This is a genomic window from Streptomyces lasiicapitis (assembly GCF_014646335.1).
GTDB classification, from domain to species: Bacteria; Actinomycetota; Actinomycetes; order Streptomycetales; family Streptomycetaceae; genus Streptomyces; species Streptomyces lasiicapitis.
Genome location: NZ_BMNG01000015.1, coordinates 1 through 25,587, shown reverse-complemented (window position 1 = coordinate 25,587; position 25,587 = coordinate 1). Strand labels below are relative to the sequence as shown.

Here is a 25,587-nt window from a genome sequence, read left to right as displayed (position 1 = left end):
GCCGTGGCGTACCACCCTGGCTGGACACCAACTGCCCATGGCGGACTCACCAGTGCTGTAGATATCGAGGCCCGTCTGAAAGCAGACATAGCGGAATGGTCCCTGTCGGTAGGAGTCCCACGGCCGAAGACCTTCCCGCAGACCAGGGAGCTACCGCCCGCCGACACGGACAGGGATCAACTGACGCTCAACGCTTCGTTCCGGGCCTCGGCCGCGTTGGCCGACGTGCTTCGCGACACCACGATCGAAGCGCTGTTCCTGGTCAGTCCAGGCCTGCTTCAACCGACCGGGAAGAGCCGAACGGGGACTGCACATGGATGCTCGTGATGCTGCCATCCGTCGGCTGGCCCCAGACGACACCAAGCCCGACGAGGTCGCTGCCGCCGAAGAGTTTGTCGCCTGGAGCGGCGCCCATCGGCCGCTGGAGGCAGCGCTGGCGGCTCCGGGGACCGTGCCCAGCTTCCGAACGATCGCCCTGCAGAACGGACTCGACGACCTAGTGGCAGCGCTCGGTAGCTCCAGGCCGCCAACTGCTCTGCCCGGCGACACGCCACAGGAACGCCGTAGGGCGTTCGCCCAGCAGCTTCGCACCGGACTGTTCCGGCGCGAGCCCACCGCGGTCCTGCAGCGGATGGTGCAGGACGACGAGATCTCCGTGGGTGATGCCGCTGAGCAGGCCGGAGTGGTGCGGGTGCTCGACAATCTGGGCGCCGGGTTCGATCTGCGGCAGAACTCACTCACCTCCGCCCTCCAGGCCCCGGATGCCCTGGACGGTGTCTCGGAGGACCAGCGGGCGGGCGTGATCGAAGGGCTCAAGACTCTGCAACGCGTGCAGGCGATCAGTCCCACGCCGGAAGCCGTAGCTGCGGTGATCCGCACTGGCAACCGGTCAGCCATGGCCGTGGCGATGACGCCGCGCGACCAGTTCCTCCGCCGGGTGCGGGGCCAGCTGGATCCGGCGACGGCCGTTGTGACGCACGAGAACGCGGTTCGGGTGCAGATCCGCAACGAGGACGCGCTCGCGGCGATGCGCCAGCAGATCACCGGCTCCGGGATGCAGCTGGCCGACGGCACGCTCTCTCAGCGCGAGCGGCTCGAGCGGGTGCAGACAGCAGCCGACACCACCGGGGCCACCCTCGACGTTCAGGGCCTGTTCGGCGATCTGGACTTCTGCGCGTGCGACGACTGCCTGTCGGTCTACAGTCCGGCCGCCTATTTTGTGGAGTTGCTGCAGTATCTGCGGAACAACAACCTGGACCCGGACCAGCCGGCCGTGCCGGGGATCGCGGGGACACCGCTGGAGAAGCTGCTGCGGCGTCGGCCGGATCTGGGCTGCCTAGAACTCACCTGTGAGAACACCAATGTGGTGCTGCCGTACATCGACCTGGTCAACGAGATCATGGAGAGTTTCGTCGTCCATCTCGGCGAATACGCTCAGGACACGCACGACCCCAAGCAGGTCACGCTCGAAACCTTCAACGTGCGCACCGAGACCAGCGGTGAACTGCAGGCGCAGCCGCAGCACATCAGCCAGGAGGCCTACTGCATCCTGAAAAGCGCGGTCTACCCGATCGGTCTGCCCTATCACCAGCCGATCGACCGGATGCGGATCTGGTTGCGTGCGATGCAGACCACGCGGTTCGACGTGCTCGACCGGTTCCGCAGCGGACCGCCGGCCAAAGACACGAAGAAGGCGGACCCGGACGACCTTCCGAGGATGCGGGAGCTCTGGGCAGCGCTGCGGCAGCGCGCGGCGGATGCGGAGTTCCTCGGTCTTACCCAGGAGCAGTACGTCATCCTCACCCGTGAGGCGTTTCCGCCTAGGGCCTATCTCGAGCTGTGCAGTGGCGCAACGATCAGTCCCCGGCAGTACCGACGGCGGATCGGCTTCCGTGCGACGCACGAGTATTTCGGGTACGGGTCCGCGGCCGACATGCTGGATGCCGACGAGACCCGCCATCTGGGGCTCACGTTCGTGAAGGACCAGTTGCTGCCCCGGACCGGCCTGACCTACGGCGAACTCGTCGAGATCCTGCGGACCCGGTTCGTCAACCCGGTGATGCCGAGCGGGCCCGCGCTGAGGCTGACGCTGGCGATCCAGGCGAGCTACCGGTTCCTGCAAACCCTGCTCGACACCGGAACCGTCGATCCGAAGCGGCGGTTCGCCAAGGTCATCGAGTTCCTGGTCTCCCAGCAGAGTGTGGTTTCGGGGCTCTGGCGGCGGCTGAGCCAGGACGAGGCGTGCGGACCGCCTACGGAGGCGGACAGGCTCACCCGCGCGGAGATCACCGCATGGGTCCACTGCTGGTTCGAGCGGCTCGGCCGGCTGATTGTCCTGGACTCCGGCGAACGCCCGCGCCTGCCGATCGCCGGTGACCTGTACGGACCCATTGGCATGGAGGATTGGGGCAAGATCGGGCACCTCGACCATGCTGGCACCATCACCGACCTCGACGGCGCTCCCATCGGGGGCGTGGACCCGGAGGGCAAGGCGGCTCTTACCGCCGGGGCAGTGCTGAGCAGCATCCAGATCCTCAGCCCCGAGGGGCTCGTGATCGGCGGGACTGACGAGAACGGCTTCTTGGTCCGGCCCCCCTCGCCCCGCTGGGGAGAACCCGGTGGGATGTTGCCGGGTACACGGATCCGCTGGCTGCCGCCGGCTGACTCCTGCGACTTGGACCCGGTGCGGCTGATCCACCTGGACGGGTCCGCAGTCACCGAGGCGGAGTACGGACGGATCCAGCGGTTCGCCCGGCTGTGGCGGGCACTTGGCTGGACGGTGCCCGAAACGGACCAGGCGCTGGCCGGACTGGGCACCAGCGACAACCCGGCGCAGGAGGATCCGCACGAAATCGAGAACAGCGACGAGACCGACTCCCTCGCCTGGGAGCTCGAGGACGATTGCGAATGCGCGACCGGAGACTGCGGCAAGCACGAAGCCGGATGCCCGCCGCTGCCTGCTCGGGCCCGGATCAGTACGGGCTTCCTGCACGAGATCACTTTCGTGCACCGCATCATGGAGCGGACCGGCCTTGACCTCGACCGCGTACTGACGTTCTGGAATGACATCGACACAGCAGGGGACGACTCGCTCTATACGCGGGTCTTCCTGCGCCACAACGTGTTGGGCACCGATGACGTCTTCCGCCCGAACGCCCACGGCCAGTTCCTGACGGCGGCCGGACCGATCACAGATCACCTCGCCGGGCTCCAGGCCGCGCTCGGACTAGGGGCGCAGGACACCACCGCCCTGATCACCGAACTGGGTCTGCCGGACGAGCTCACGGTCCACACACTGTCCGCGCTGTTCCGCTACGCCGTGCTGGGCCGCTGGCTGAGGCTCAAGACACCAGACCTCATCCGGCTCCGGGCGGTGTTCGGTGATCCCTTCGTGAGCGCCGAGAAGACCTGGACCTTCCTCGAGGACTGGCAGCGCGCCGACGAGGCCGGACTGTCGCTGCGACAGCTCGATTTCGCTCTGACCGCACACGATGACATCCGGCGCCCGCTCGCACCGTCAGTGATCACGGTGCTCCGCCTGACCAAGACGCTCGCCGACGGACTGACCACCATCGATCAGCAGCACACGGATCTGGGCGATGACGACGAGGCGCTCGCGACGCTGGAGCGCGCCCGCACCGAGGCCAGCTTGCTGTTCGACGAGCCGGTCGTGAACCAGATCGAGGGCCTATTGCAGGGAAGCTGGTCCTGGACCACCAATGCGCCCGCCGGCCTGGCCATCCAGCTCCCGCCAGCACTGGCGGGACGGGTCACCTACACATCACCGGCCGCCCAGCCGGGACAGCCCGCGCCATCCGGCACCCTCTCGGTGACCGGGATCCTCGACGACAACGACCGCGCCCTGGTGGAGGCGCTCTCCCCGCTCCCGGGATGGCGTGCCGCCCTGAATCGGCTCGCGGTTCAGCCAAAGACGTTCTTCGACGCCGTGATAGCGCCGCTGGCCGCGGATCAGGCAGCACAGCAGGCGCTGGCCGACCTCCTGTTGGGCGGCGACGTCTGGCCGGTACCCGGCGCGGGCGAACCGCCAGCCACCGAGCCCTTAACCGCGGTGCTGAAGCGGCTGGCGTTCCTGCAGGTGCTGCTTCCGGAACTGCGCAAGCGCCTGGCGCACAAGCTCATCGTCGACACCGTCTCCGGCGCTTCGGGGATCGACGGGCCGGTGACCGACGTCCTGCTCTCCACCGTGCTCACCACCGCGGCCGGCCGATCAGCCATGGACGCGTTGCTGGCCCTGAAGAACACGGGGTCGGCGGGAGCGGGGTTCCACGGATACCTGACGGTGCCCGCCACTGACGACTACGTCTTCGAGGCCGCAGGGTTCGACACCGAGCCGGCCGCCCTGTCGATCGGTGGTGCTGCTCTGCCACTGGACACCCAGCAGCAGGACCCCTCCAATGTGTGGCTGAGCCAGCCGATCTCCCTGCGCTCCGGCACATTGATCCCCTTCGACACCCACGACATCCCGCTAGCTCAGCTGAAGTGGCGGACCGCCGGACACCCGACCGCCGCCATTCCCGGATCGGCCCTGCTCGCCGAGCACATGGCGGCCGGAGTCAGCGAGGTGCTCGTCAAGCTCTGGCGCACGGGCATTGTGGTGAACGCCCACGGCCTCGGCGGCGATGAGACGAGCTGGCTCGACCAGCACCAAAGCGACTTCGGCGGCTGGGACTTCGATCGCCCCAGGCTCGATGGCTGGCGGCGGCTGGCCGCGTACACCCACCTGCGCAATACGATCACGAGCAACGGCGAAGCCATGACCGGTCTGTTTCGCTGGGCCACCGGCACGGCGCCCGACCCGGCGCAGCTGACCGACCGGATCGTGACAGCGACGGGCTGGGATCCAGCCCCGGTTTCGGCCCTGCTCGCGCCGGCCGGATTCAACGTCCAAGATCCCGCGTCGTTCTGCAACGAGATCACGCTGATCCGGATGGCCCGCGCCCTGGAGGTCGTGGAGGCCACCCGGGCCGAGGTGCCGCAGCTGTTCTCGTGGGCCGATCCGGGCTCGCGGTTCTGGCCCGCACACGCACTGGCCAGCAGCATCGAGGCCGCCTACCGAGGCCGGTTCACCCAGGAGGACTGGGAGAAGGCGGTGGAACCGCTGTACGACGAACTGCGCGCACATCAGCGCCGCGCCCTGGTCGACTACCTCGTCATCCAACCCGAACTGCGTGACTGGGGCGTGACCGACTCGGACAGCCTCTTCGAGTTCTTCCTCATCGACGTCGAGATGGGCACCTGCCGGGACACCTCACGGATCAAACAGGCGATCTCCAGTGTGCAGTCCTACATCCAGCGGTGCCTGCTGGGCCTGGAGCGGGACCACGGAGTCGACGGGACGGTGCTGGACCGAGGCCGCTGGGCATGGATGCAGAAGTACCGCGTCTGGGAGGCCAACCGGAAAGTTGCCGTCAACCCGGAGAGCTATCTGCGGGCCGAACTACGCGACGACACCTCCGAAATCTACGACGCACTGCAGGCACAGTTACTGCAGAAAGACATCACCCAAGACACGATCGAAGCGGCACTGCGGGCGTACATCGATGGGCTGGACGAGATTGCCCGGCTCGAACCGGCCGGCCTCTTCGTCGACGACACGACGCAAAAGGTACACATCTTCGCCCGCACCCAGTCCGCGCCCCACCTGTTCTACTACCGGGTCCTGGACACGGCAAAAGTCCACTGGCACCCCTGGCAGCGGGTTCCGGTTGACGTGCCCAGCTACGACGTGCTCCGGGGGCAGGCGAACCGGAATGGCTGCTACCTCATTCCGGTCGTCTTCCGGGGCCGGCTGCTGATCTTCTTTCCACAGTTCAACCGCAAAACAGACCCGCCGGCCGCAGCATCAACGAGCGACTCCTTCAACACGGTGGGCGGCCAAGCAGTAGGGGACGCCCAGAGCCTGCTCTCCTGGGAGATCAAGCTCAACTACAGCGAGTTCCGCGACGGAAAGTGGTCGCCGAAGCGGCTGTCCACCGGCGCGCTGTACTCGGAGAAGGCTGCTGCTTTACCTGACATCGGCGCCTACATCTTCGTGCCACGGATCACCCGCGACTCGGCGCTGATCGACGTCTATGCAGGCGACGGGGGCACAGGGGGGCGGTTCGTCTTCAGCGGTCACCATGTGAGCGCGAGGGGCACCGCAGCGGAGTGGGCCTCCCGTCCGCCACTGACCTTCCACTGGGACCGTGCGAATGCGCTCAGGTCCATGCAGGCACTGGAAACCGGCGGTCCGGTGTACACGGACCGCCCCTTCGCAGTGCGGGATCCACAATCGATGGTGCTGTACTACAAGAACGCCGATGACCACCTGGACCACGCGGACGTCCCACCCCTACTCGGCACACTGAACACGCAGGGCGTTGAGGGACTGTTCCGTTACTACCTCCAGGCCGCACCGTTCGACGAGCGCTACGGCCAGTACGGGCAGAACGCCGTCTCGCTCTTCCACGAACTGCGGTCGCCAGTCTCCCTCTACACCTGGGAACTCGGCTTCCACGCCCTCATGCTGCTGGCACAGCGACTACTCACCGCGCGACAGTTCGACGACGCGCTGAGCGTCATGCACTGGATCGTCAGTCCGATGGCGAAAGGCACCGAACAAGATCCGGTATGGCGCTTCCTTCCCCTGCGGCTGACCGAGATCGACCGAGACGCCCAGGACCTGTTCCTGCGACTGCAGCCGAACACACCGGATCAGGACCTCAGCGAATGGCGCGACAACCCGTTCAACCCGCATGTCGTGGCCCGCGGCCGCATCTCGGCCTACAAACGCTGGGCAGCCATGCAGTACGTGCGGATCTGGATCGAGTACGGCGACTACTACTTCCGGCAGAACACACTCGAGACCATCCCGATGGCCATCCAGTGCTACGTGATGGCGTCACACCTCTACGGCCCGGCCGGGCAGAAGATCCCCAAGCGCGGGAAGACCGAGCCAGCGACGTACCGCTCGCTGCTTGACCGGTGGGACGCGTTCAGCAATGCACTGGTCGATCTGGAGCTGGCCTTCCCGTTCACCAACCAGCCCGACCTGCCCGACCCCAAGGATCTTCCGGAGGGCCAGCCGGTCACCGAGCCGCAACCGGCCAACCTGTTCGGGTCGGCGTCCAGTCTGTACTTCTGCATCCCGGCCAACCCCGAGATCCAAGCCCTGCGCACGACGATCGACGACCGACTGGCGAAAATCCGCGCGTGCCAGGACATCAACGGCGTCTACTCGCCACTGCCCCTGTTCGAGGCCCCACTGGATCCGAACCTGCTCGTGGCGGCCGCAGCGGCAGGACTGAGTATCTCGAGCGTGCTCAACGATCTGGACACGCCGATCCCGGACTACCGATTCGTATACCTGATCCAGAAGGCGCTGGAGAGCTGCAGCGAGCTGAAATCGCTCGGCGCGGCATTCATCGCGGCGAAGGAGAAGGGCGACGGTGAGGCACTCCAGCATCTGCGGACAGTTCACGAACACGCGATCAACGGCCTGGTCATGGAGGTGCGCACGCAGCAACTGGAAGAGGCCACCAAGGCGCGGGACACCCTGGCGGCGAGCCGGGGGGCGGCCGTGTACCGGCTCACCCACCAGTTGAACCTGCTCGGTGAGGATCTGTCGAAGCTGCCCAGCGAGACCACCGATTACGCTGAACTACCCGACCTCATCGAGGCTCCGGTGGACGTCGGTGGGCTCAAGGTCAATGCGCTTGAGAAGCTGGAGCTGGACAAGGCCGCCGAGGCGCGGGACTGGCAAACCGTGATCGGGCACATCGAGGCACTGGCCAGCGTGTTCCATGCCATCCCGAATTTTGCCCTCGAGGCGGCGCCGATCGGCGTCGGCGCTGGAATCAAGTGGGGTGGTGCGAATCTCGGCAATGGCACCCAGGCCATCGCGCGCGAGCTGCAGGTCGCGGCCAATAGCACGTCGTTCGAGTCGACCAACGCCGGGCGCAAGGCGGCCCTGCAGAGGCAGCTGCAGGAACGGGTCCAGCAGGCGAACATCGCCGGGCACGAGATCACCAACATCGACAAGCAGATGGTCGCGCAGGACATCCGGATCGACATCGCCAGCAAGGAGATCACCAACCAGCAGGCCGCGATCGACAACTCGCAGGCGGTGCTGGACTTCCTGGAGAGCAAATACAGCGGGCCGGCGCTTTACACCTGGATGGAAGGCCAGCTCAGTGGCCTGCACTATCAGGCCTACACACTCGCCTACGAGCTGGCGAAGAAGGCCGAGAAACTGTTCCGCTTCGAACGTGCCTACACAGGCCCGGGGTTCATCCAGTTCGGCTACTGGGATCCGGCCCGGGACGGGCTGCTCGCCGGGGAAAAGCTCTGGCAGGGGCTGAAACAACTGGAGTCGGCCTACCAGAACTCCCGCGGCCACGACTTCGAGATCACCAAGTCGATCTCGCTGCGCCAGCTCGATCCCGCCGCCTTGATGACCCTGCGCGAGACCGGTGTCTGTGAGTTCTCGCTGCCGGAAGTTCTTTTCGACATGGACTACTGCGGGCACTACCAGCGTCGGATCAAGACCGTGGGCCTGAGCATCCCGTGCACGATCGGCCCCCACACCGGACTGAACGCGACCGTCAGGCTGCTCAAGCACCAGTACCGGGCCACACCGGAGGCCAGGAACGCAGGTGATTACCCGCAGAGCACCGATGAGGACGATCCGCGCTTCGCCACCACCAACATTCCGCTCACCGCGGCAGCGTTCAGCTCGGCCGAATCGGAGAGCGGCGCCTTCGACCTCAACCTGAACAGCGAGCGCTTCCTGTTCGGGGAGGGCGCCGGCGTGATCAGCTCCTGGCGGCTCGAACTCCCCCGGAACTTCCGCCAGTTCGACTACCGGTCCATCACCGATGTCACCATGCGGCTGCGGTACACAAGCCGAGACGGCGGCGACGCGCTGCGCACGGCGGCGGAGGGTGCTCTGCTCGACTGGGGCAAGGACGTCGAGGACCTGAGCCAGACCGAAGGGCTCTTCACGGCTTTCGACGTGATCAACGAGTTCGCGGATGCCTGGTACGCCGGGATGCACCCACCGGCGGCCGCCACCGAGCGGGTCGTCGAGCTGCCCGACATCACGCGCACCCTGCCGTTCTACACCCAGGGGCGGGACCCGGAGGAGGTCGTGGCCAGCGACATCTACCTGTTCGTTGAAGGCGATCTCACGCCGGACCAGGTCACTGCCGTCCAGGGGGGCGTCGATGTTTCCTTCACAGCCGGTGCGCCGGCCGGAGATGCCCTTGCCGTCTTCGCGGCGCATGATGTCGGAGCGCCCGTGACCAGCCTGAAGCTGAACATCGCCGATCTCACAGCGAGCATCAGCCAGGTCTGGGTCGTCGAGCGCTTCACCCTCCGGTGATGGCCAGCCCAGCCCTGCCCGGTGCGATCCCGGAGAACCCGGGCCAGCCGGGCACGCCTTCGCCGGGCCAACCGAGTGGTTACTCCGGCGCCGGCATTCGTTCCGGCAGCACCGCGGAGACCGGTACCGGAGCGAGCCCGCAACCCGCGCTTCCCGTCATCAGCACGCCGAAGGGAGGCGGCGCGATCAAGGGGATCGGCGAGAAATTCGGCACCAATCCGGTGACCGGCACAGCCTCGATGAGCATCCCGATCCCGCTGTCGCCCGGGCGGTCCGGATTCGGGCCATCGCTCTCTCTCGGCTATGACTCCGGCAACGGCAACGGCGTGTGGGGATTCGGCTGGTCCCTGAACACACCGGCCATCAGGCGAAAGACCGACAAGGGACTGCCGCGATACGCGGATGCGGACGAATCCGATGTGTTCCTCCTCTCCGGTGCCGAGGATCTCGTGCCGGTGCTCAACACCGATGGCACGCGGCACGCCGACACCGCCACCTTCCCGGGGTTCAGGGTCCACCGGTACCGCCCGCGGATCGAGGGGCTCTTCGCCCGGATCGAGCGCTGGGTGGACACGGCGACCGGCGAGACACACTGGCGTTCGATCAGCCGGGACAACGTGACCACGCTCTACGGCCGCACCCTCGAGAGCCGGATCGAGGACGGTGCACGGACCTTTGAGTGGCTGATCTGCGAGAGCTATGACGACCGGGGCAATGCGATCGTCTACGAGTACGTGCCCGAGGACGACCGCGGCGTCGAGCCGCCACTGCCGGGCAGTACGGTCCGAGACCACGTCCGCATGCGGTATTTGAAGCGGATCTTCTACGGCAACCGGACCTCGCGGCTGGTCCAGGCCGATGCCAGCGACTGGATGTTCGAAGCCGTTCTCGACTACGCCGAAGGTCACCTCACGCATCGCCCACCCGATCCCGGAGTGCCGGCGGACGCACAGCACCACTACGCCGACGCATCGGTCGATGCGTCCGGCACGTGGCCGGTGCGGCCCGATCCGTTCTCCAGCTACCGGGCAGGATTCGAGATCCGGACCCATCGCCGCTGCGCGGCCGTGCTGATGTTCCACCGGATCCCGGACCTCGGCCCCGACCCCTACCTGGTCCGGTCGACCGAGTTCGGCTACCGCGACCTCAAGGCCGACAGCCAAGTGGCTCCCGAGGAGCAACTCGCCCATCAAGGGAGCACGCGCATCGCGTCGTTCCTGATGTCGGTCACCCAGTCCGGCTACCTCCGCCAGCCGGACGGCCGGTACCTGCGCAGTTCCATGCCGCCGGTCGAGTTCACCTACAGCAAGCCGACGATCGACCAGACCGTGCACACCTTGGACGACGAGAGCCAGCGCAACTTGCCGATTGGCCTTGATGGGCACGTCTACCAGTGGATCGACCTGGACGGCGTCGGCCTGCCGGGGGCGCTGACGGTGCAGAGCGGAACCTGGTACTGGAAGGCGAATCTCGGTGACGGTCGGCTCGGGCCGCTGACTCCGCTGCGCGATGCGCCCGCCGCGGTCACTCCGGGCACCGGCCGCGGTCAACTGTTGGACCTGCAGGGCGACGGACGCCTGGACGCCGCCGTGCTGGACGGGCCTTCGCCGGGTTTCAGCAGCCGCACTGAGGACGGCAGCTGGACGGCGTACCGAGCACTTTGCGCTGTCCCCGCGGTCCGGTTCGATGATCCGAATCTGCGGTTCGTCGACCTGACCAGCGACGGACTGGCCGACATCCTGGTCACTGAAGGTGACTCGTTCACCTGGTACGGATCGCTTGGTGAAGGCGGGTTCGCCGCCGGACAACGGGTTCCGCAGCCGGACGATGATGGTGCTGGGCCGCGACTGGTCTTCGCCGACGCCGAGCAGGCGGTGTACCTGGCCGACATGTCCGGCGACGGGCTCGTCGACCTGGTGCGGATCCGCAACGGGCAGGTCGCCTACTGGCCGAGTCTGGGGCACGGCCGGTTCGGGGCGCGCATCATCCTGCGCAACTCGCCCTGGTTCGACACTACGGAGGCCTTCGACCAGCGGCGGATCCGGCTCGCCGACATCGACGGCTCGAACGCGACGGACATCATCTACCTCGGCCGCGACGGCGTACGGCTGTATGTCAATGAATCCGGCAACCGATTGACGGATCCGCTTCGCCTGCGGGGCTTTCCGCCCGTCAGTCAGTTCAGCGCGGTCCAGGTCGCGGATCTGCTCGGCAACGGCACGGCCTGCCTCGTGTGGTCTTCGCCTGCGCCCGCAGACAGCCGGACGCCGGTGCGGTACATCGACCTGATGGGCGGCACCAAACCGCATCTCCTCATCCGGTCGGTCAACAACCTCGGCAGCGAGACCGCGGTCGAGTACGCGCCGTCCACCCGCTTCTACCTCCATGATCTGAAGGCCGGCCGGCCGTGGGCCACCCGGCTTCCGTTCCCCGTGCACTGCGTCAGCAGGGTTGAGACCATCGACCGGATCAGTGGCAACCGGTTCGTCAGCCGGTTCCGCTACGCCCACGGATACTTCGACGGCGTCGAACGCGAGTTCCGTGGATTCGGCCGCATCGAGCAGTCGGACACCGAGACCTACCGGGACCTGGCCCGGGGCACCGCGGCGACGAACGAGGACGAGGCCTCCCACGTGCCGCCAGCACGTACGGTGACCTGGTACCACACCGGGGTCTTCCGCCCGGGCGAACAAGTCTCGGCCCACCTCGCCACCGAGTACTACCGCGAACCGGGGCTGACCGACGCCGAGGCAGCAGCGATGCTGCTGCCCGACACGGTGCTGCCGCAGGGGCTCGACACCGGCGCACGGCGCGAGGCCTGCCGGGCCCTGAAGGGATCCATGCTGCGCCAGGAGGTCTACGCCGACGACGGCACACCGCAGTCCGTCCACCCGTACACGGTCACGGAGCAGAACCTGACGATCCGGTTGCTGCAGGACCGCGGCCCGAACCGGCATGCCGTATTCCTCACCCACCCTCTGGAGGCGATCTCCCGCCACTACGAACGCATTCCGACGGATCCGCGCACCACTCACGCGTTCACGCTCGCGGTCGACGACTACGGGAACGTGGAACAGTCGGCCACCGTGGGATACGGACGGCGTCAACCAGACCCGGCACTGGACCCGATCGCTCAGGCGGCGCAGGCGAAGACCTGGATTTCGGCGACCGAGACCACCTATACGAATGCTGTCGATGAGGCCGATCATCACCGCATACCGGTTTCGTGCGAGTCGCGCACCCACGAGCTGACCGGCCTGAGGCTGTTGCCGGGGCGCGGCCGCTTCACCTTCAACGAAGTCCTGGAGGCGGCGTCCACGGCCGTTCCGCTCGACTACGAGCAGGAGGCCACCCCCGGCCGTCTGGAAAAGCGTCTGATCGAGCACGTGCGCACCTACTACCGGCGCAACGACCTCAGCGGGTCTCTACCGCAAGGCGTGCTGCAGTCGCTGGCGCTGCCCTACGAAAGCTACAAGCTCGCCTTCACGCCAGGCCTGGTCGCCGAGGTCTACGGCGGCCGCGTCCTCGACGCGATGCTGGCGAACGAAGGCCGCTACGTGCACACCGAGAGCGACGGCAACTGGTGGATTCCGTCCGGGCGGGTCTTCTATTCCAGCGACTCGGGCGACACGCCCGCACAGGAGCTGGCGTACGCCCGGCAGCACTTCTTCCTGCCACACCGGTACCGCGATCCATTCCATACCGATGCGGTCAGTTCCGAGAGCTTCGTGGCCTACGACGCGTACGACCTCCTGGTCGAAGAGACGCGCGACGCGCTGGACAACCGGGTCACTGCAGGTGAGCGGGACGCCGGCCCCGATCAGCGGCTCGTCCGTCGCGCGCAGGACTACCGTGTGCTGCAGCCCGAGCTGTTGATGGATGCCAACCGCAACCGGTCAGCGGTCGCTTTCGACGCCCTCGGCATGGTCGTCGGCACCGCGGTCATGGGCAAGCCAACGCCGGCCGCAGTGGAGGGTGATGCGCTGGACGGGTTCGCCCCCGACCTCACCCACGCCGAGATCGACCAGTTCCTGGCCGATCCGAGGGGCCCGGTCGCGGCAACCCTGCTCGCCGACGCCACCACCCGCGTGATCTATGACCTGACCGCGTACTGGCGCGAACCCGACCCAGCCACGAAGCCGCCCGCCGTGGCCGCCACCATCGCCCGCGAGACCCACCTGAGCGACCTTCCGGCGGGCCAGCAGTCAAAGATCCAGGTCAGCCTCTCGTACTCCGACGGCTTCGGCCGGGAGATCCAGAAGAAGATCCAGGCCGAGTCAGGTCCCGTGCCCCGACGCGACGACAGTGGCAGAATCATCCTGGGCCCGGACGACCACCCCCTGACGACGCCGCACGATGTGAGCCCTCGTTGGGTCGGCAGCGACTGGACGGTCTTCAACAACAAGGGCAAGCCCGTCCGCCAGTACGAGCCGTTCTTCACCGACACCCACCACTTCGAGTTCGACGTCAAGATCGGCGTGAGCCCCGTACTCTTCTACGACCCGGTCGAACGAACGATCGCGACCCTGCACCCCGAGCACACCTGGGACAAGGCCATCTTCGACACCTGGCGACAGGAGACCTGGGACGTCAACGACACGGTCCTGATCGCCGACCCCAAGACCGATGCCGATGTGGCCGACTTCTTCGCCCGCCTACCGAACGCCGACTACCTGCCGACCTGGCACGCGCTGCGCACCGATACGGCCAACGGAGCAGCCTTTGCGGCGCGCTATCCGGACCCGACCGATCGCGCGAACGAGACGCGGGCCGCCGAGAAGACGCGAGTTCATTCTGCGACGCCGACCGTCGCCCACACCGACCCGCTGGGCCGCACCTTCCTCACGGTGGCCTCCAACAAGGCCAAGTACAGCGATACGCCGACAACGGATCCGCCCGTCGAGCAAATCCACGCGACGCGCGTCTTCCTCGACATCGAAGGCAACCAGCGCGAGATCATCGACGCCAGAGATCGCGTCGTCATGCGCTACGCCTACGACATGCTCGGCAACCCGGTCCACCAAGCCAGCATGGAGGCCGGCGAGCGCTGGATGCTGAACGATGTCGCGGGCAAGTCGCTCTACGCCTGGGATAGCCGCGACCGCCGCATGCGGATCGCCTACGACCCGCTGCGGCGGCCAACAGATTCCTTGCTGGGCGAAGCCGGAGGCCCGGAGCTGGTCGTCGTGCGGAACATCTACGGTGAGGGACGCCCGAACCCGGAGGACGACAACCTGCGCGGCAAGGTAGCCGAGGTCGACGACCAGGCAGGCGTCGTCGCGAGCGACCGCTTCGATTTCAAAGGCAATCTGCTGGAAAGCCGCCGCCGTCTGGCGGTGGAGTACAGCGCGGTGCTGGATTGGTCCGGGGCCCTGCCGCTGGAGCCGCAGACGTTTACGGGCCACACCCGCTACGACGCCCTCAACCGTGTGACACAGTCGATCGCGCCGCACAGTGATCAGCCGGGGGCGGAGATCAACGTCGTTCAGCACCGTTACAACGACGCCAACCTCCTGGAGCAGGTAGATGCCTGGCTCGACCAGCGTGCCGAGCCAGGCCATCTCCTCGATCCCACCACAGCAGACCTGCACGCGGTCACAGACATCGACTACGACGCCAAGGGTCGACGCGTGCGGATCGTCCACGGCAACGGCGCCACGACGACCTACACCTACGACCTGCTGACCTTCCGCCTCACGCAACTGCTCACCCGCCGCGATGCCGCCACATTTCCTGGCGATTGCCCGCAGCCGCCGCCGGCCGGCTGGCCAGGCTGCCAGGTGCAGAATCTCCACTACGCCTACGACGCGGCGGGCAACATCACCTCCATCCGCGACGAAGCCCAGCAGACGATCTACTTCCGCAACACCCGCGTGGAGCCGAGCGCCGACTACACCTACGACGCCATCTACCGACTGATCGAGGCCACGGGGCGCGAGCACGTGGGGCAGGCGGGCACGCCGAACGCGTACTCCTACGACGACGCCCCACGCGTCGGCTTGCCGCACCCCAACGACGGCAACGCGATGGGGCACTACCTCGAGCGGTACGCCTACGACGTCGCGGGCAACATCCTCTCGATGCAACACCGCGGCAGTGATCCGGCTCGATCCGGGTGGACGAGGACCTACGCCTACGATGAGACGAGCCAGCTCGAGCCTGGGAAGCAGAGTAACCGCCTGACAAGCACCACGATCGGGGCGACGACAGAGACGTACAGCACCGGCGCCGATGGTTACGACGCCCACGGCAACATGCTTCGTATGCCGCACCTCGGCAGCGGCTCACCGGAACCCAACATGCGCTGGGACTACAGGGATCAGCTGCACGAGACGGATCTTGGTGGCGGCGGCAGAGCCTACTACGTCTACGACGCCTCCGGCCAGCGCGTGCGCAAGGTTTGGGAGAAAACATCGAGCCTCGTCGAAGAGCGCATCTACCTCGGCGGGTTCGAGCTGTTTCGCAGGCGCGAGAACCTCGACGGCGAACAGACGTCGACGTTCGAGCGCGAGACGCTGCACGTGATGGACGACACCGGCCGCCTGGCGCTCGTCGAGACGCGCACGCTCGACCGCGCGGGAAGCGACCAGGCGCCGAGGCGTCTCATCCGGTATCAGCTCGGCAACCATCTCGGCTCGACCAGTCTCGAGCTGGACGATCACGCGCAGATCATCTCCTACGAGGAATACGCACCCTACGGCGCCTCGACCTATCAAGCCGTGCGCAGCCAGACGGAAACGACGAAGCGGTATCGCTACACGGGGAAGGAGCGAGACGAGGAGAGCGGCTTCTACTATCACGGGGCGAGGTACTACCCGCCGTGGCTGGGACGCTGGACAAGCGCCGACCCGGACAGCATGGCCGACGGAGTGAATCTCTTCTCCTACGGCCGGAACAACCCGCTGACATTCAGCGACCCGACCGGGACGACCTGCGATCCGACACTGCAGTCGTGCATCGACCCCACGCAGCCCACGGCGCGTGAAGCGGCGCTGCAGCAGTCGCTCCCGGAGAGTGAGCGCAACCTGTCGCCACCCGGCTCTTCCCTCTCGTCGAGCTCCTCCAGCGTCGGCGGGGGACTCTCCTTGGCCGGCACTCTCCTGCGCTCCGCCGCTCCGTCATCCCCGGTGGCCGCCGCTGGCATGCCTGTGGCGGCGCCTGGAACTGATTTTGCTGCGGCCGCTGCACAGGCACGGCAAGCCTATCGACTCGCCAACGTGATGCCCCCCGGGACACAGGTGCAGCATTGGACGAAAGAGCTAAGCGCGGCGGCCTCGAACATGGACCCGGCCGTGATGAACCTGAACCTGTCGCCGTTACAGTCCCGCAACGCATTGCCTGCCACCACGCTGCTGGTTGATCCCGCTGGGGGAGGAACGACATACTCTGCCCTGAGCGGGAGTGTCTACGGCAACGAACACAAGTTCGCCGATCGATTCCTCATTCCTCAAATCGAAGACCAGATACGCGCCGTGAACCCAGGTGCTACCACTGCGGAGGTAGCAGAGGCGGCGGGTAGACAAGCAAGATGGGTCATGACGGGAGAACCGGGACCGTCTGCTTTGCCTTTCTCTGAAGCAGCGGGGATGAGTTCGTCGGCGCGATGGTTCGTCGGCGGCGCGGGCGCCCTGAATTCCGTCGGCGGCGTATTCATGCTCGCCAGCGTGGACAGAAAGAGGGACCCCGGAATCGTCACCGCGGGGAAGATCACGAGTGGGAACGCCAGTCTGGTAGGTGGAGGCCTGCAGATTGGTGGGGCAGCGTTCGGCGCGGCAGGCGTAGCAGAAGTGGGCGCAGCCGCATCCGGCGTTGGGCTGATAATTGCCGTCCCCATCATGGTCTACGAGATGAGACCACAAGGCTGGGTCGCCATCGACCCGGTGTTGATGGAGAGGAACATGCAGCGATCTCAGAACGGGGAGAACGTCAATCAGTTCTGCGCTCAATGCCATGGTCCAGGAGGCGCATTGGATCCGAACAACGACTGGAACGCAGGGGGAGCCCGTCGCGCCGCCTTCATTAACAGATTGCAATGGAAGTATCTGGGAGATTAGCGTGCTTCACCGACACTCAACTTGATCGCGACCAACCTGCGCTCCCCACGTGTGGTCAACACCGTCAGTGCGGGCGGCGCCGTCGCCAACGGCGCGGGATTCGTCGAGCAGGCCTCACGGATGACGTCCGGCGGGCCATTGCAACACCCGCTACTCCCGGTGGCGGGGCCTCGGGTGCGGCGCCGCTGGGGCAGGTGAACCGAATCCGGCTGCCTTTGCAACCTCGCTGAGCAAGATCGCGCAGTTGCATCGCGTAGAGCACCCTCGACCGCGCGACCGGCGCCGACACCCACCGAACGTGGCTGAACCGCCCTGCGGCAGAGCGGATAAGGTGACAAGCGCCTCGTGCCTTACATAGCTGATTCTGCTCTCAACGCTGCTACCTGTGTGCTCACTTGACACCTACAGATAAACCCCTCCGCCGCCGAGCAGTTCGGTGTAGTTGACGAAGGTGATGTCCTGGGGGATCGCGACCAGGCCGCCGACCCGGTCGATGACGGGTTTGGGAGAGAGGCTGGTGACGATCACGATCCACAACGGGCCGAGCACCGCGAGACCGACCGGCCCGCGACCAGCACCAGGAAGGCAGCGATGCTGATGCTCGTGCAAGGTCTGGTGGTGAACTCGGCGGGGCCTGTTGGTAGGCGTGTCATGTACTCGTACCCGGTTGCGTGTGCGGTTGGTGTACGCGTACGAAGCCGGTTTGGTAGGCGATGGCGACGAGTTGGGCGCGGTGGCGGGCGCCGAGCTTGGTCATGATGCGCTGGATGAAGGTGCGCACGGTCAGTGGGCTGACGTACAGGCTTTCTGCGATCTCATCGTTGGTGAGGCCTTTGGCGGCCTGTGCCAGGACTTCACGTTCCCGGGGGGTGAGGGACTGGAGTTCGTTTGGCGTTGCGACGGCAGCGTCGGGGCCGGCGAGGTAGCGGGTGACCACGGCGTGGGTCGCCAGGGAGGACAGGACCATGTCCCCGGCCGCTACGGTACGGATGGCGCTGAGCAATTCGGCGGGGCCGACGCCCTTGCCCAGGAAGCCGCTCACACCTGCGCGCAATGCTCTGGTCACGTACTCGTCGGTCTCGAAAGTGGTGAGGACAAGGACGCGGGTGTCGTCGAGGGCCGGGTCGCCAGTGATCTCTTCTGCGGCGGCCAGACCGTCTTGTCCCGGCATTCTGATGTCCATGACCACGACATCCGGTGTGGTCGCGCGGGTCACCTCGACAGCCTGGGCGCCGTCGCCCGCGACGCCGATGACGTCCATGTCGTCGCTGGCGTCGATGAGGATCTGAAAGGTGCCGACAAGAAGTGCTTGGTCGTCGGCGAGGAGCACCCGGATGGTCATGCGTTGTCCTTGTCCTCGTGGGCGGTGAGCGGGACGTCTGCGGAGTGGGGAGCGTCGGTGGGGAGCTCCGCGACCACCTCGAATCCGGCGTCGGACTTCGGTCGGGCGCGCAGGCGTCCGCCGACGGCCTGGGCGCGCTCCCCCATGCCGATCAGTCCGTAGCCGGCCGCACGTGTCTGCGCCTGCTGCTGTCCGTCGTCGCTGACGGTGAGGGTCAGGAGGCGGCCGGTGTAGGCGAGGCGGACCGAGGCCGTGGTCGTCAGGGCGTGCTTGGTGACGTTGGTCAGTGCCTCTTGAACGATCCGGTACGCGGTGAGGTCGACACCCGGTGACAGTGGCTGCCGAGTGCCGTCACAGGTGAGGTGGACGGTCAGGCCGGCGTGCTCGAACGAGTCGAGGAGCGCGGGGAGCCGGGCCAGGCCGGGTGCGGGTTCCGCCGGGGCCGTGGCATCGCCGGCCTCGCGCAGCAGTCCCACCGTTGCCCGGAGTTCGTTGAGTGCGGAGACCAGGGTGGTGGTGAGGTTGCGCATCACGTACTGCGCCGTGTCCGGCTTGGCGGCCAGCAGATAGTCGGCGGTGGCGGCCTGGGCGTGGGCGAGGGTGATGTGGTGGGCGACGACGTCGTGGAGTTCACGGGCGATACGCATCTGCTCGGCGCTGACGCGCAGGCGCGCTTCGTCCTCGCGCGTGCGTTCGGCGAGTTCGGCGCGTGCTTCCACGGCGATGACATAGTCGCGTCGGCTGCGCGTGGAGTCGGCCACGGCGCTGGACAGGAGCGTGAAGCCGACGAGTCCGACCTGCTCAGGCTGCAAGTGCGTGTCGTCCGGTGCCCAGATGACGGAGACGGCCAGCAGGGCAAGGACGCAGGCGGCGGTGGCCCGCCCGGCGGTGCGTCGGTCGGTGCGCAGGGCAAGGGAGTACAGCGCCGCCATGGCGGTGGCGGCGATGGTGGAGCCGAACTCGTAGCCCAGCCAGGGGCCCATCGCGCCCAGGGCGGCGCTGCATGCGGTGGTGGCGGTCACCGTCAGGCGCGGGAACCTGCGGTGCGCAAGGAAGATGGCGGCCGAGACCGCGGCGATGACCGCAGCGGGCAGCGGCGGCCATTGGGCGATGCGGGGTGGTTGGTCCATGGCGGTGGAGACGGCCGTGATGCCGAAGAGTGCCACGGTGAGCGTGGCATCGGCCATCCGGGGATGGCCGCGGGCCCACGGCCGCAGGTCGGCGATCACGCGATCTCCTTGGCCGGTCGTTGCTTCATCGTCGGCTTGGGTTCTTGGCGGTCGGGCCCGCAGCGGGCTGCGCCGGGCTGCCCGTGGTGGCGCGGGCAGCCCGGCGGGGCGGCTGCGGGCTATACGTCCACCGGCTCCTCCTCCCGGGGTGTGGTCTGTGCCGGGAGGGCGGGATCGGCTTTGAGGCGCCGGGTGAGCTTCTCGCCCTCGACGTCCACGTCCGGCAGCACCTTGCTCAGCCCGCGCGGCAGCCACCATGCTGTGCGGCCCAGGAGGGCGAGGGCCGCCGGGACGATGGTCATCCGGACAATGAAGGCGTCGAAGAAGACAGCGGCGGCCAGGCCCAGACCCATCATTTTGATCATGGAGTCGGTCATGCCGACGAAGCCGGCGAACACCGCGATCATGATGACGGCGGCGGCCACGACGACCCGGGCGCTGTGCCGGAAGCCGGTGACGATGGCCTGAGAGGGCCGCTCGCCGTGCACGTAGGCTTCCCGGATGCGGGTCACCAGGAAGACCTCGTAGTCCATGGCCAGGCCGAAGACCACGCCGATCAGGAAGATCGGCATCATGCTCATCACCGGGCCGGTTTGCGTGACACCGAGCAGATCGGCCAGCCATCCCCACTGGAACACCGCGACGATCACGCCGAATGCCGCGGCGACCGAGAGCAGGAAGCCCAGCGCTGCCTTGAGTGGTACGAGCACAGAACGGAACACGATCATCAGCAGCAGGACGGCGAGGCCCACGACCACTGCGAGGTAGGGGATGAGCGCGGCGGTGACCTTGTTCGAGACGTCGATGTTCATCGCCGTCTGACCGGTCACCAGCATGGATGCGCCCGCGTCGGCCTCCACCTTGTCCGCTTCGTCGCGGATGGTCGTGACGAGGTTCTTGGTTGCGGTGGCGCTGGGGCCGGTACTGGGCACGGCGGAGACCATGGCGGTGTCACCGGCCTTGTTGAACATGGCCGGTGAGACGTCCACCACGCCGTCGGTGGCCTTGAGGGTCTTTGTGGCCTGCGCAACGGCAGCCTTCGGGTCATCGGCCTTCTTGGCGTCGATGGCCACGGTCAAGGGTCCGTTGAAGCCGGGGCCGAATCCGTCGGCGAGGGCGTCATAGGCGCGGCGCTGGGTGGTCGAGGTGGGCTGTGCTTCGTCGCCGGGCAGGCTGAGCTGCAGATCCATTGCCGGGACGGCGACGACGCCCAGGCCCACGACGCTCAGAAGCTGTGTCTGAGCCCTGCATGACAAGTTAAGTGATCTTCCGGTGTGGATCAGGCCCTCAGCGCAGTCGGGCTTGGGCAGCGAGCCAGTCCTGCAGTTCTCGGTGACGGAACTGGTACGCCATGCCGGAGATCCGCAGCAGGCCCGCCTCGTAAGCCCAGTGGAGGAAGGCACCGAGCCGCCAGGGCAGTCGGCCGCGGGAGCAGCAGAGTAAGACCACGTAGCGGCGGCCTGCTCCGGAAAAGACGTACAGCCCGAGCGGGACCCCGACTATGAGCCCCATCGAACCGATTGCGAGCCCGACCGTCAGCCCGTTCGCGAGCCCGGAAAGGAGCCCTATTGCGAGGCCGACCGCGAGCACGGACGCGAGCCCGACGGCGAGATCGTCGCGTACTGGATAGCGAGGGTCCGTGGGCGCAGCGTCGCAGCTCAGTGGTTCCGTAAGGACATCCTTGAGCCAGAGGGCGAGCCCGACCGCGACCGCGATTACGAGTCCGGCCACGAGCTCGACCACGAGCCCCAACGCAAGCCCGAGCGTGAGGCCGAACCCGAGATCTCTGGCCAGGCGGCGGAGGTGAGTAGGGCTCCGGAGCCTGTGGAGGTGGACTGTATGGGGAGTGCGGACGGTGGCGCGGCTGGCCTGCCAGACAGCCGCAAGTGGCCATGCCGTAAGTGCGGTGCCGAGGAACATGCGGAGCGAGAAGTCGACAGGGGTCGTAGCCAGGTACAGGGCAGGGAAGGCAAGAGCGAGAGGGCAGATGAGGAGGGCGTCGGTGGTGCGGACGCGGTGGGCGCCGGCCATGGGCCACAGCTGGTGCAGGACGAGGTCGGTGCCGCTTCCGGGGGAGGCGGGGTCGGTGGTGGCCAGGTGGGTGGCCAGGGCGGCCAGCCAGCGGTGGGTCTGGTGGGGCGGGTAGCGGCCGGGGCGGGTGGGGTGCTGGCTGGTGGCGGCGGGCAGGTAGAGGGCGAGGAGGTGGTCGCGGACCGCGTGGGGCGAGGGCAGGGTGAGCAGGTCGGCGGGGTCGCGGAGGTAGCCGAGGGTGTCGGGGTGGCGTTCTTCGTAGGCGGTGGCGGCGAGGTTGAGCCGCCAGGGGGTGCTCAGGGCCTTTGCCAGGGCCCCGCCGGGCGCGGTGTTGAGTGTGTCGATGACGGGGCTCCAGCGGGTGGGGCGGGTGCTGCGGGCGGTCAGATACGCGGCGGCCTGGGCTGGGGGGACGGGGGCGATCTGGATGTGGGCGGCCTCGCGCATCCGCATGTCCAGGGCGGCCAGTTGCTCGTACTGGGTGGTGCGGCAGGTGAGGATGACCGGGGCGCTGCCGGTGGGGTGCTGGTAGGCGTTGAGCTGCTGCAGGGCGGCGACGGCGCGGCGGCGGGCGGCCGGGGTGGTGTCGGTGTCCATCTCGTCCAGGCCGTCCAGGACCGGCAGGATGCGGTGCTGGTCCACCAGCATTCCCGCGTCGGCGGCGGTGAGGCCGCGGTCGCGGAACTGCTGGTGGATCTGGTCGGCGAGCCATTCGGGCAGGGGACGGTCGGTGTCCCAGCCGGCCACGGAGAGGCGGACCGGGACGGGGTCGGCGGCGGTGCGAGCGTTGTGGGTGAGCAGGCCGAGCAGGAGGTCCAGCGCCAGCAGGGTCTTGCCGCCGCCGGGTTCGCCGGTGATCACCAGGCGGGCGGGGCGCAGGTTGCGGTAGTAGGCGACGACGTTGGTGAGGCGGCCTTCAGGGGCAGCGCCGGTGGCGTTGTTGGCGGGCTCGGTCCGGTAGTGGAAGGCCACATCGATGCGGTGGGCGCCGGGCCCGATCAGTTGGGCGCGCTGCCGGGTCTCGGCGGGGGCCACCGCGGCGGCCAGCATGGTGGCCTTCGCGTCGGTGTCGGCCGCGGCCTCGCGGCGGTCGTTGTGGTAGGCGGCCCAGGTCAGGTAGGCGCCGGGCAGGGTCGGGGCCAGGGCGATCAGCGTGGCGGACATCCGCGCCACCTGGAACTGCTTGGTCAGCCACAGCGCCAGCGCCGCGGTCGCGATCTGCAGGGCAGCATAGGTGACGGCTACCCGGCGGGTCCGCGATCGCTTCATGCACGGAATGGTCCCGGCTCGCGGTGGGCTTGGGGGAGGATCGGTGGTTCGGTGCCGGATTGTGACAGACCGTTATAGACCGATGCCGATGGGGAGGTTGTCGCCCCAGCGGTCGACGTCAGGATTGTGGAGCAGTCGCTCCAGCCGCCGTGCCGGCCGATGCGGTTCATCAGTAGCGGACGAGCGCGACAGACCATCACAGGATGGCCACTGCTCCCGCAGATAGCGGACACATCATCTCCCCGGCAGTACCGTCATCCCCTCCAGAACCGCCCGCAGGGGGACGAGATGACCAACCCCGTACATGTGGCCGCCCAGACCGCAGCAGCCGCCGCGCCTGGCTCCGAGATGGGCGCGCAAGAGGTACGTCCTGCCCGCGCTCGGCTTCGCGTTCTTCCTCGGCATCGGCATCGGCGCCGGAGCCAGCGGCGACGGCAACACGACAGACGGCGCGAAACCCGCGACGGCCAGCCCTGGCCCGACCGTCACCGCCACCGCCACCGCCACCGCCACCGCGACGGCGAAGGCGAAGCCCGCGCCCACGGTCACCGCGACAAAGACGGTGAAGGTGACCGTCACTGCACAGCCCGCCGCAGGCAGCGGCGACGGCTCCGGCAGCAGCGGGACAAGCGGCGGGAGCAGCTCTGGCGGCCAGACGGATGTCCAGTTCGGATACGCCTGCTCCCCCGTCGGCGCTCTCGGCACCACGGAAGACGGACGGCCCGCCAAATGCTTCATGGGCAAAGACGGCCGGGCTCGGTGGGGCTATGACTCGAACCGCGGATAGCCTCGCGGTGGGGGATTCCCGACGGCCATTTTCGTTTCGTACGGTGGCCGCATGCGCAGGGACGGCGTTCCTCGGCTGAGGCTGGTTGTGGTCACGGACGACCGCGATGATGGGCCGCGGTTGTGCCGGGGGTGCGGTGGTCCGCTGATGCCGTCGGCGAAGTCGACGGCGGCGTTCTGTTCGTCGGCGTGCCGCTCCAGGCACTGGCGCCGGCTGCGGCGCACGCGGGCGGGAACCGAGGCGGTCCAGGCGGCCCGGACGGTGAACTGTCCGGAGTGCGGGGCGAGTTGGACGGTTGGGATGGAACATCCCGTCTCGGCACGGTACTGCTCTCCCTGCTGCCGCAAACGGGCCTAATCCGGCGGCGCACGCGGCCGGGCGGGGTGTGAGACCGCGCGCCCCGTCACGGCAGGGCTGCTCCACGCGCCGGGCCCGTGCGCCCTGGCAACCGTTCCCGGACCGCCGGATGGTGCAAAGTGACGGGTGTTCGCGGCGAGTTGACGGCATGAAGGGCGCCGCGCCCGGCCCGTGGGGGTGGGTGCGGATGTCCGGAAACGTCGGCAGTGTGACCCGGGATCGTTACGACGAGCTGGTCAAGCTGGGGCGGGACTGGGTGGCCACGATGAGCAGCGCCCAGTGGCGCCTCGGGGATGCGGCCATGGAGATCGAGCCGATGCGCTCGTATGGGGGTGCGAATCCGTCCGGGAAGGACGACTTGTTCACCGTCAGCGAGGCCATCCGGATGTTCGCCGAAGACGTCGGCCTGGCTTATACGACGGTCCGGGGACACCGGTGGGTGTCCTCGCGCTGGCCGAAGGAGCGCCGGCGGGCGGACGTCTCGCACACCATCCACAAGGTCCTGGCCAGCATCCCCGATGAGCAGGAGCGTTTCGAGGCGGTCAACAACCCCCCGCCCAACCCGCGCGGTGGTCCGCCGAGGTGGACGCACGACAGCGCGAAACGGGTGGTGGGCTGGAAGGTCGACTCCCCGGAGAGCGTCCAGGAGAAGGTGGAGGCGATCCATGACCTGGCCGCCGACGACGCGGTCGCGGCGGGTGGTGACCACCGACTTCCTGCGCCGTCCGGCGGTCGCCAACAAGGCCATGGCCGATGACACGGCTCGGCATGCCGTTAATGAGGCGCAGTTCGACCGGTTCCGCCAGCAGGCCCAGTTCGTGCACCAGGAGGCTGCCCCGCAGTTGCAGCGCATGGAACACAGTGCACAGTTCATGGACCTGGTCGCGGCCTGCGCGCAGTTCGTCGCGACGGCCGGCCGGATCGTGCCGAACCTGCGCGGTGAGCACTACGACGACGGCGAGCGCGAGACGATCGGGCGCGGACTTTCGCGGGTACGCGCCGCGGCCGACTGGATCGAGAACGCCGTCACCCGCGGCGAGATCGACCTCGACGAGCAGCTGGAGAAGCTGCTGAAAGACGCCTCACGTCGCTAGAAGTCAAGCCGCGGCGGCGAGCGGGGCAGGGAAGGCGGTCTG

At 67.6% G+C, this 25,587-nt stretch carries 8 protein-coding genes and 2 pseudogenes; 5 read left to right on the top strand and 5 right to left on the bottom strand.

Features of this window, described 5'->3' with window-relative positions:
• Positions 1-313 precede the first annotated feature (313 nt).
• A complete protein-coding gene (locus tag IEY91_RS30395) occupies positions 314-9,382 on the top strand; it encodes a Tc toxin subunit A-related protein (RefSeq protein ID WP_189176410.1) in 9,069 nt (3,022 codons plus the stop codon).
• On the top strand, positions 9,382-17,436 hold the full coding sequence (locus tag IEY91_RS30390; RefSeq protein WP_189176409.1) for a SpvB/TcaC N-terminal domain-containing protein: 8,055 nt from the start codon (positions 9,382-9,384) through the stop codon (positions 17,434-17,436). Before IEY91_RS30395 ends, IEY91_RS30390 begins: the two co-directional genes overlap by 1 nt.
• A 411-nt stretch (positions 17,437-17,847) precedes the next feature.
• Here the strand turns inward: IEY91_RS30390 and IEY91_RS30385 are convergent.
• The 5 genes and pseudogenes from IEY91_RS30385 to IEY91_RS42415 form a co-directional block, all read right to left on the bottom strand.
• Positions 17,848-17,991, bottom strand: a pseudogene (locus IEY91_RS30385) (carbohydrate ABC transporter permease); the annotation flags it as partial.
• A gap of 94 nt (positions 17,992-18,085) precedes the next feature.
• Positions 18,086-18,778 (bottom strand): response regulator transcription factor, encoded by a 693-nt coding sequence (locus tag IEY91_RS30380; RefSeq protein WP_189176408.1) that lies wholly within the window; start codon positions 18,776-18,778, stop codon positions 18,086-18,088.
• Positions 18,775-20,007, bottom strand: a complete 1,233-nt coding sequence (locus IEY91_RS30375; protein ID WP_229697315.1) for a sensor histidine kinase — start codon at positions 20,005-20,007, stop codon at positions 18,775-18,777. The genes IEY91_RS30380 and IEY91_RS30375 overlap by 4 nt, the downstream gene beginning before the upstream one ends.
• 119 nt (positions 20,008-20,126) lie before the next feature.
• Positions 20,127-21,239: pseudogene (locus IEY91_RS30370) on the bottom strand (MMPL family transporter); the annotation flags it as partial.
• 55 nt (positions 21,240-21,294) lie between these two features.
• The gene (locus IEY91_RS42415; RefSeq protein ID WP_189176406.1) at positions 21,295-23,307 is read right to left on the bottom strand and encodes an NACHT domain-containing protein; all 2,013 of its coding nucleotides are present in this window, start codon (positions 23,305-23,307) and stop codon (positions 21,295-21,297) included.
• Positions 23,308-23,611: 304 nt separating this feature from the next.
• Here IEY91_RS42415 and IEY91_RS30360 point away from each other — a divergent pair, with 304 nt between their 5' ends.
• The 3 genes from IEY91_RS30360 to IEY91_RS42405 all read left to right on the top strand — a co-directional run bounded on the left by IEY91_RS30360 (position 23,612) and on the right by IEY91_RS42405 (position 25,545).
• Positions 23,612-24,094: a hypothetical protein gene (locus IEY91_RS30360; RefSeq protein ID WP_189176405.1), complete on the top strand. Its 483-nt coding sequence runs from the start codon at positions 23,612-23,614 to the stop codon at positions 24,092-24,094.
• 565 nt (positions 24,095-24,659) lie between these two features.
• Positions 24,660-25,208, top strand: a complete 549-nt coding sequence (locus IEY91_RS42410) for a DUF6192 family protein (RefSeq protein WP_268240932.1) — start codon at positions 24,660-24,662, stop codon at positions 25,206-25,208.
• Positions 25,153-25,545: a DUF6192 family protein gene (locus IEY91_RS42405; protein WP_268240931.1), complete on the top strand. Its 393-nt coding sequence runs from the start codon at positions 25,153-25,155 to the stop codon at positions 25,543-25,545. The genes IEY91_RS42410 and IEY91_RS42405 overlap by 56 nt, the downstream gene beginning before the upstream one ends.
• Positions 25,546-25,587: the final 42 nt, after the last annotated feature.

Excerpts from the sequence above, each read along its gene's own strand:
- IEY91_RS30395 (WP_189176410.1), top strand. The coding sequence starts at position 314 with ATGGATGCTCGTGATGCTGCCATCCGTCGGCTGGCCCCAGACGACACC.
- IEY91_RS30390 (WP_189176409.1), top strand. The coding sequence starts at position 9,382 with ATGGCCAGCCCAGCCCTGCCCGGTGCGATCCCGGAGAACCCGGGCCAG.
- IEY91_RS30380 (WP_189176408.1), bottom strand. The coding sequence starts at position 18,778 with ATGACCATCCGGGTGCTCCTCGCCGACGACCAAGCACTTCTTGTCGGC.
- IEY91_RS42415 (WP_189176406.1), bottom strand. The coding sequence starts at position 23,307 with ATGAAGCGATCGCGGACCCGCCGGGTAGCCGTCACCTATGCTGCCCTG.
- IEY91_RS30360 (WP_189176405.1), top strand. The coding sequence starts at position 23,612 with ATGTGGCCGCCCAGACCGCAGCAGCCGCCGCGCCTGGCTCCGAGATGG.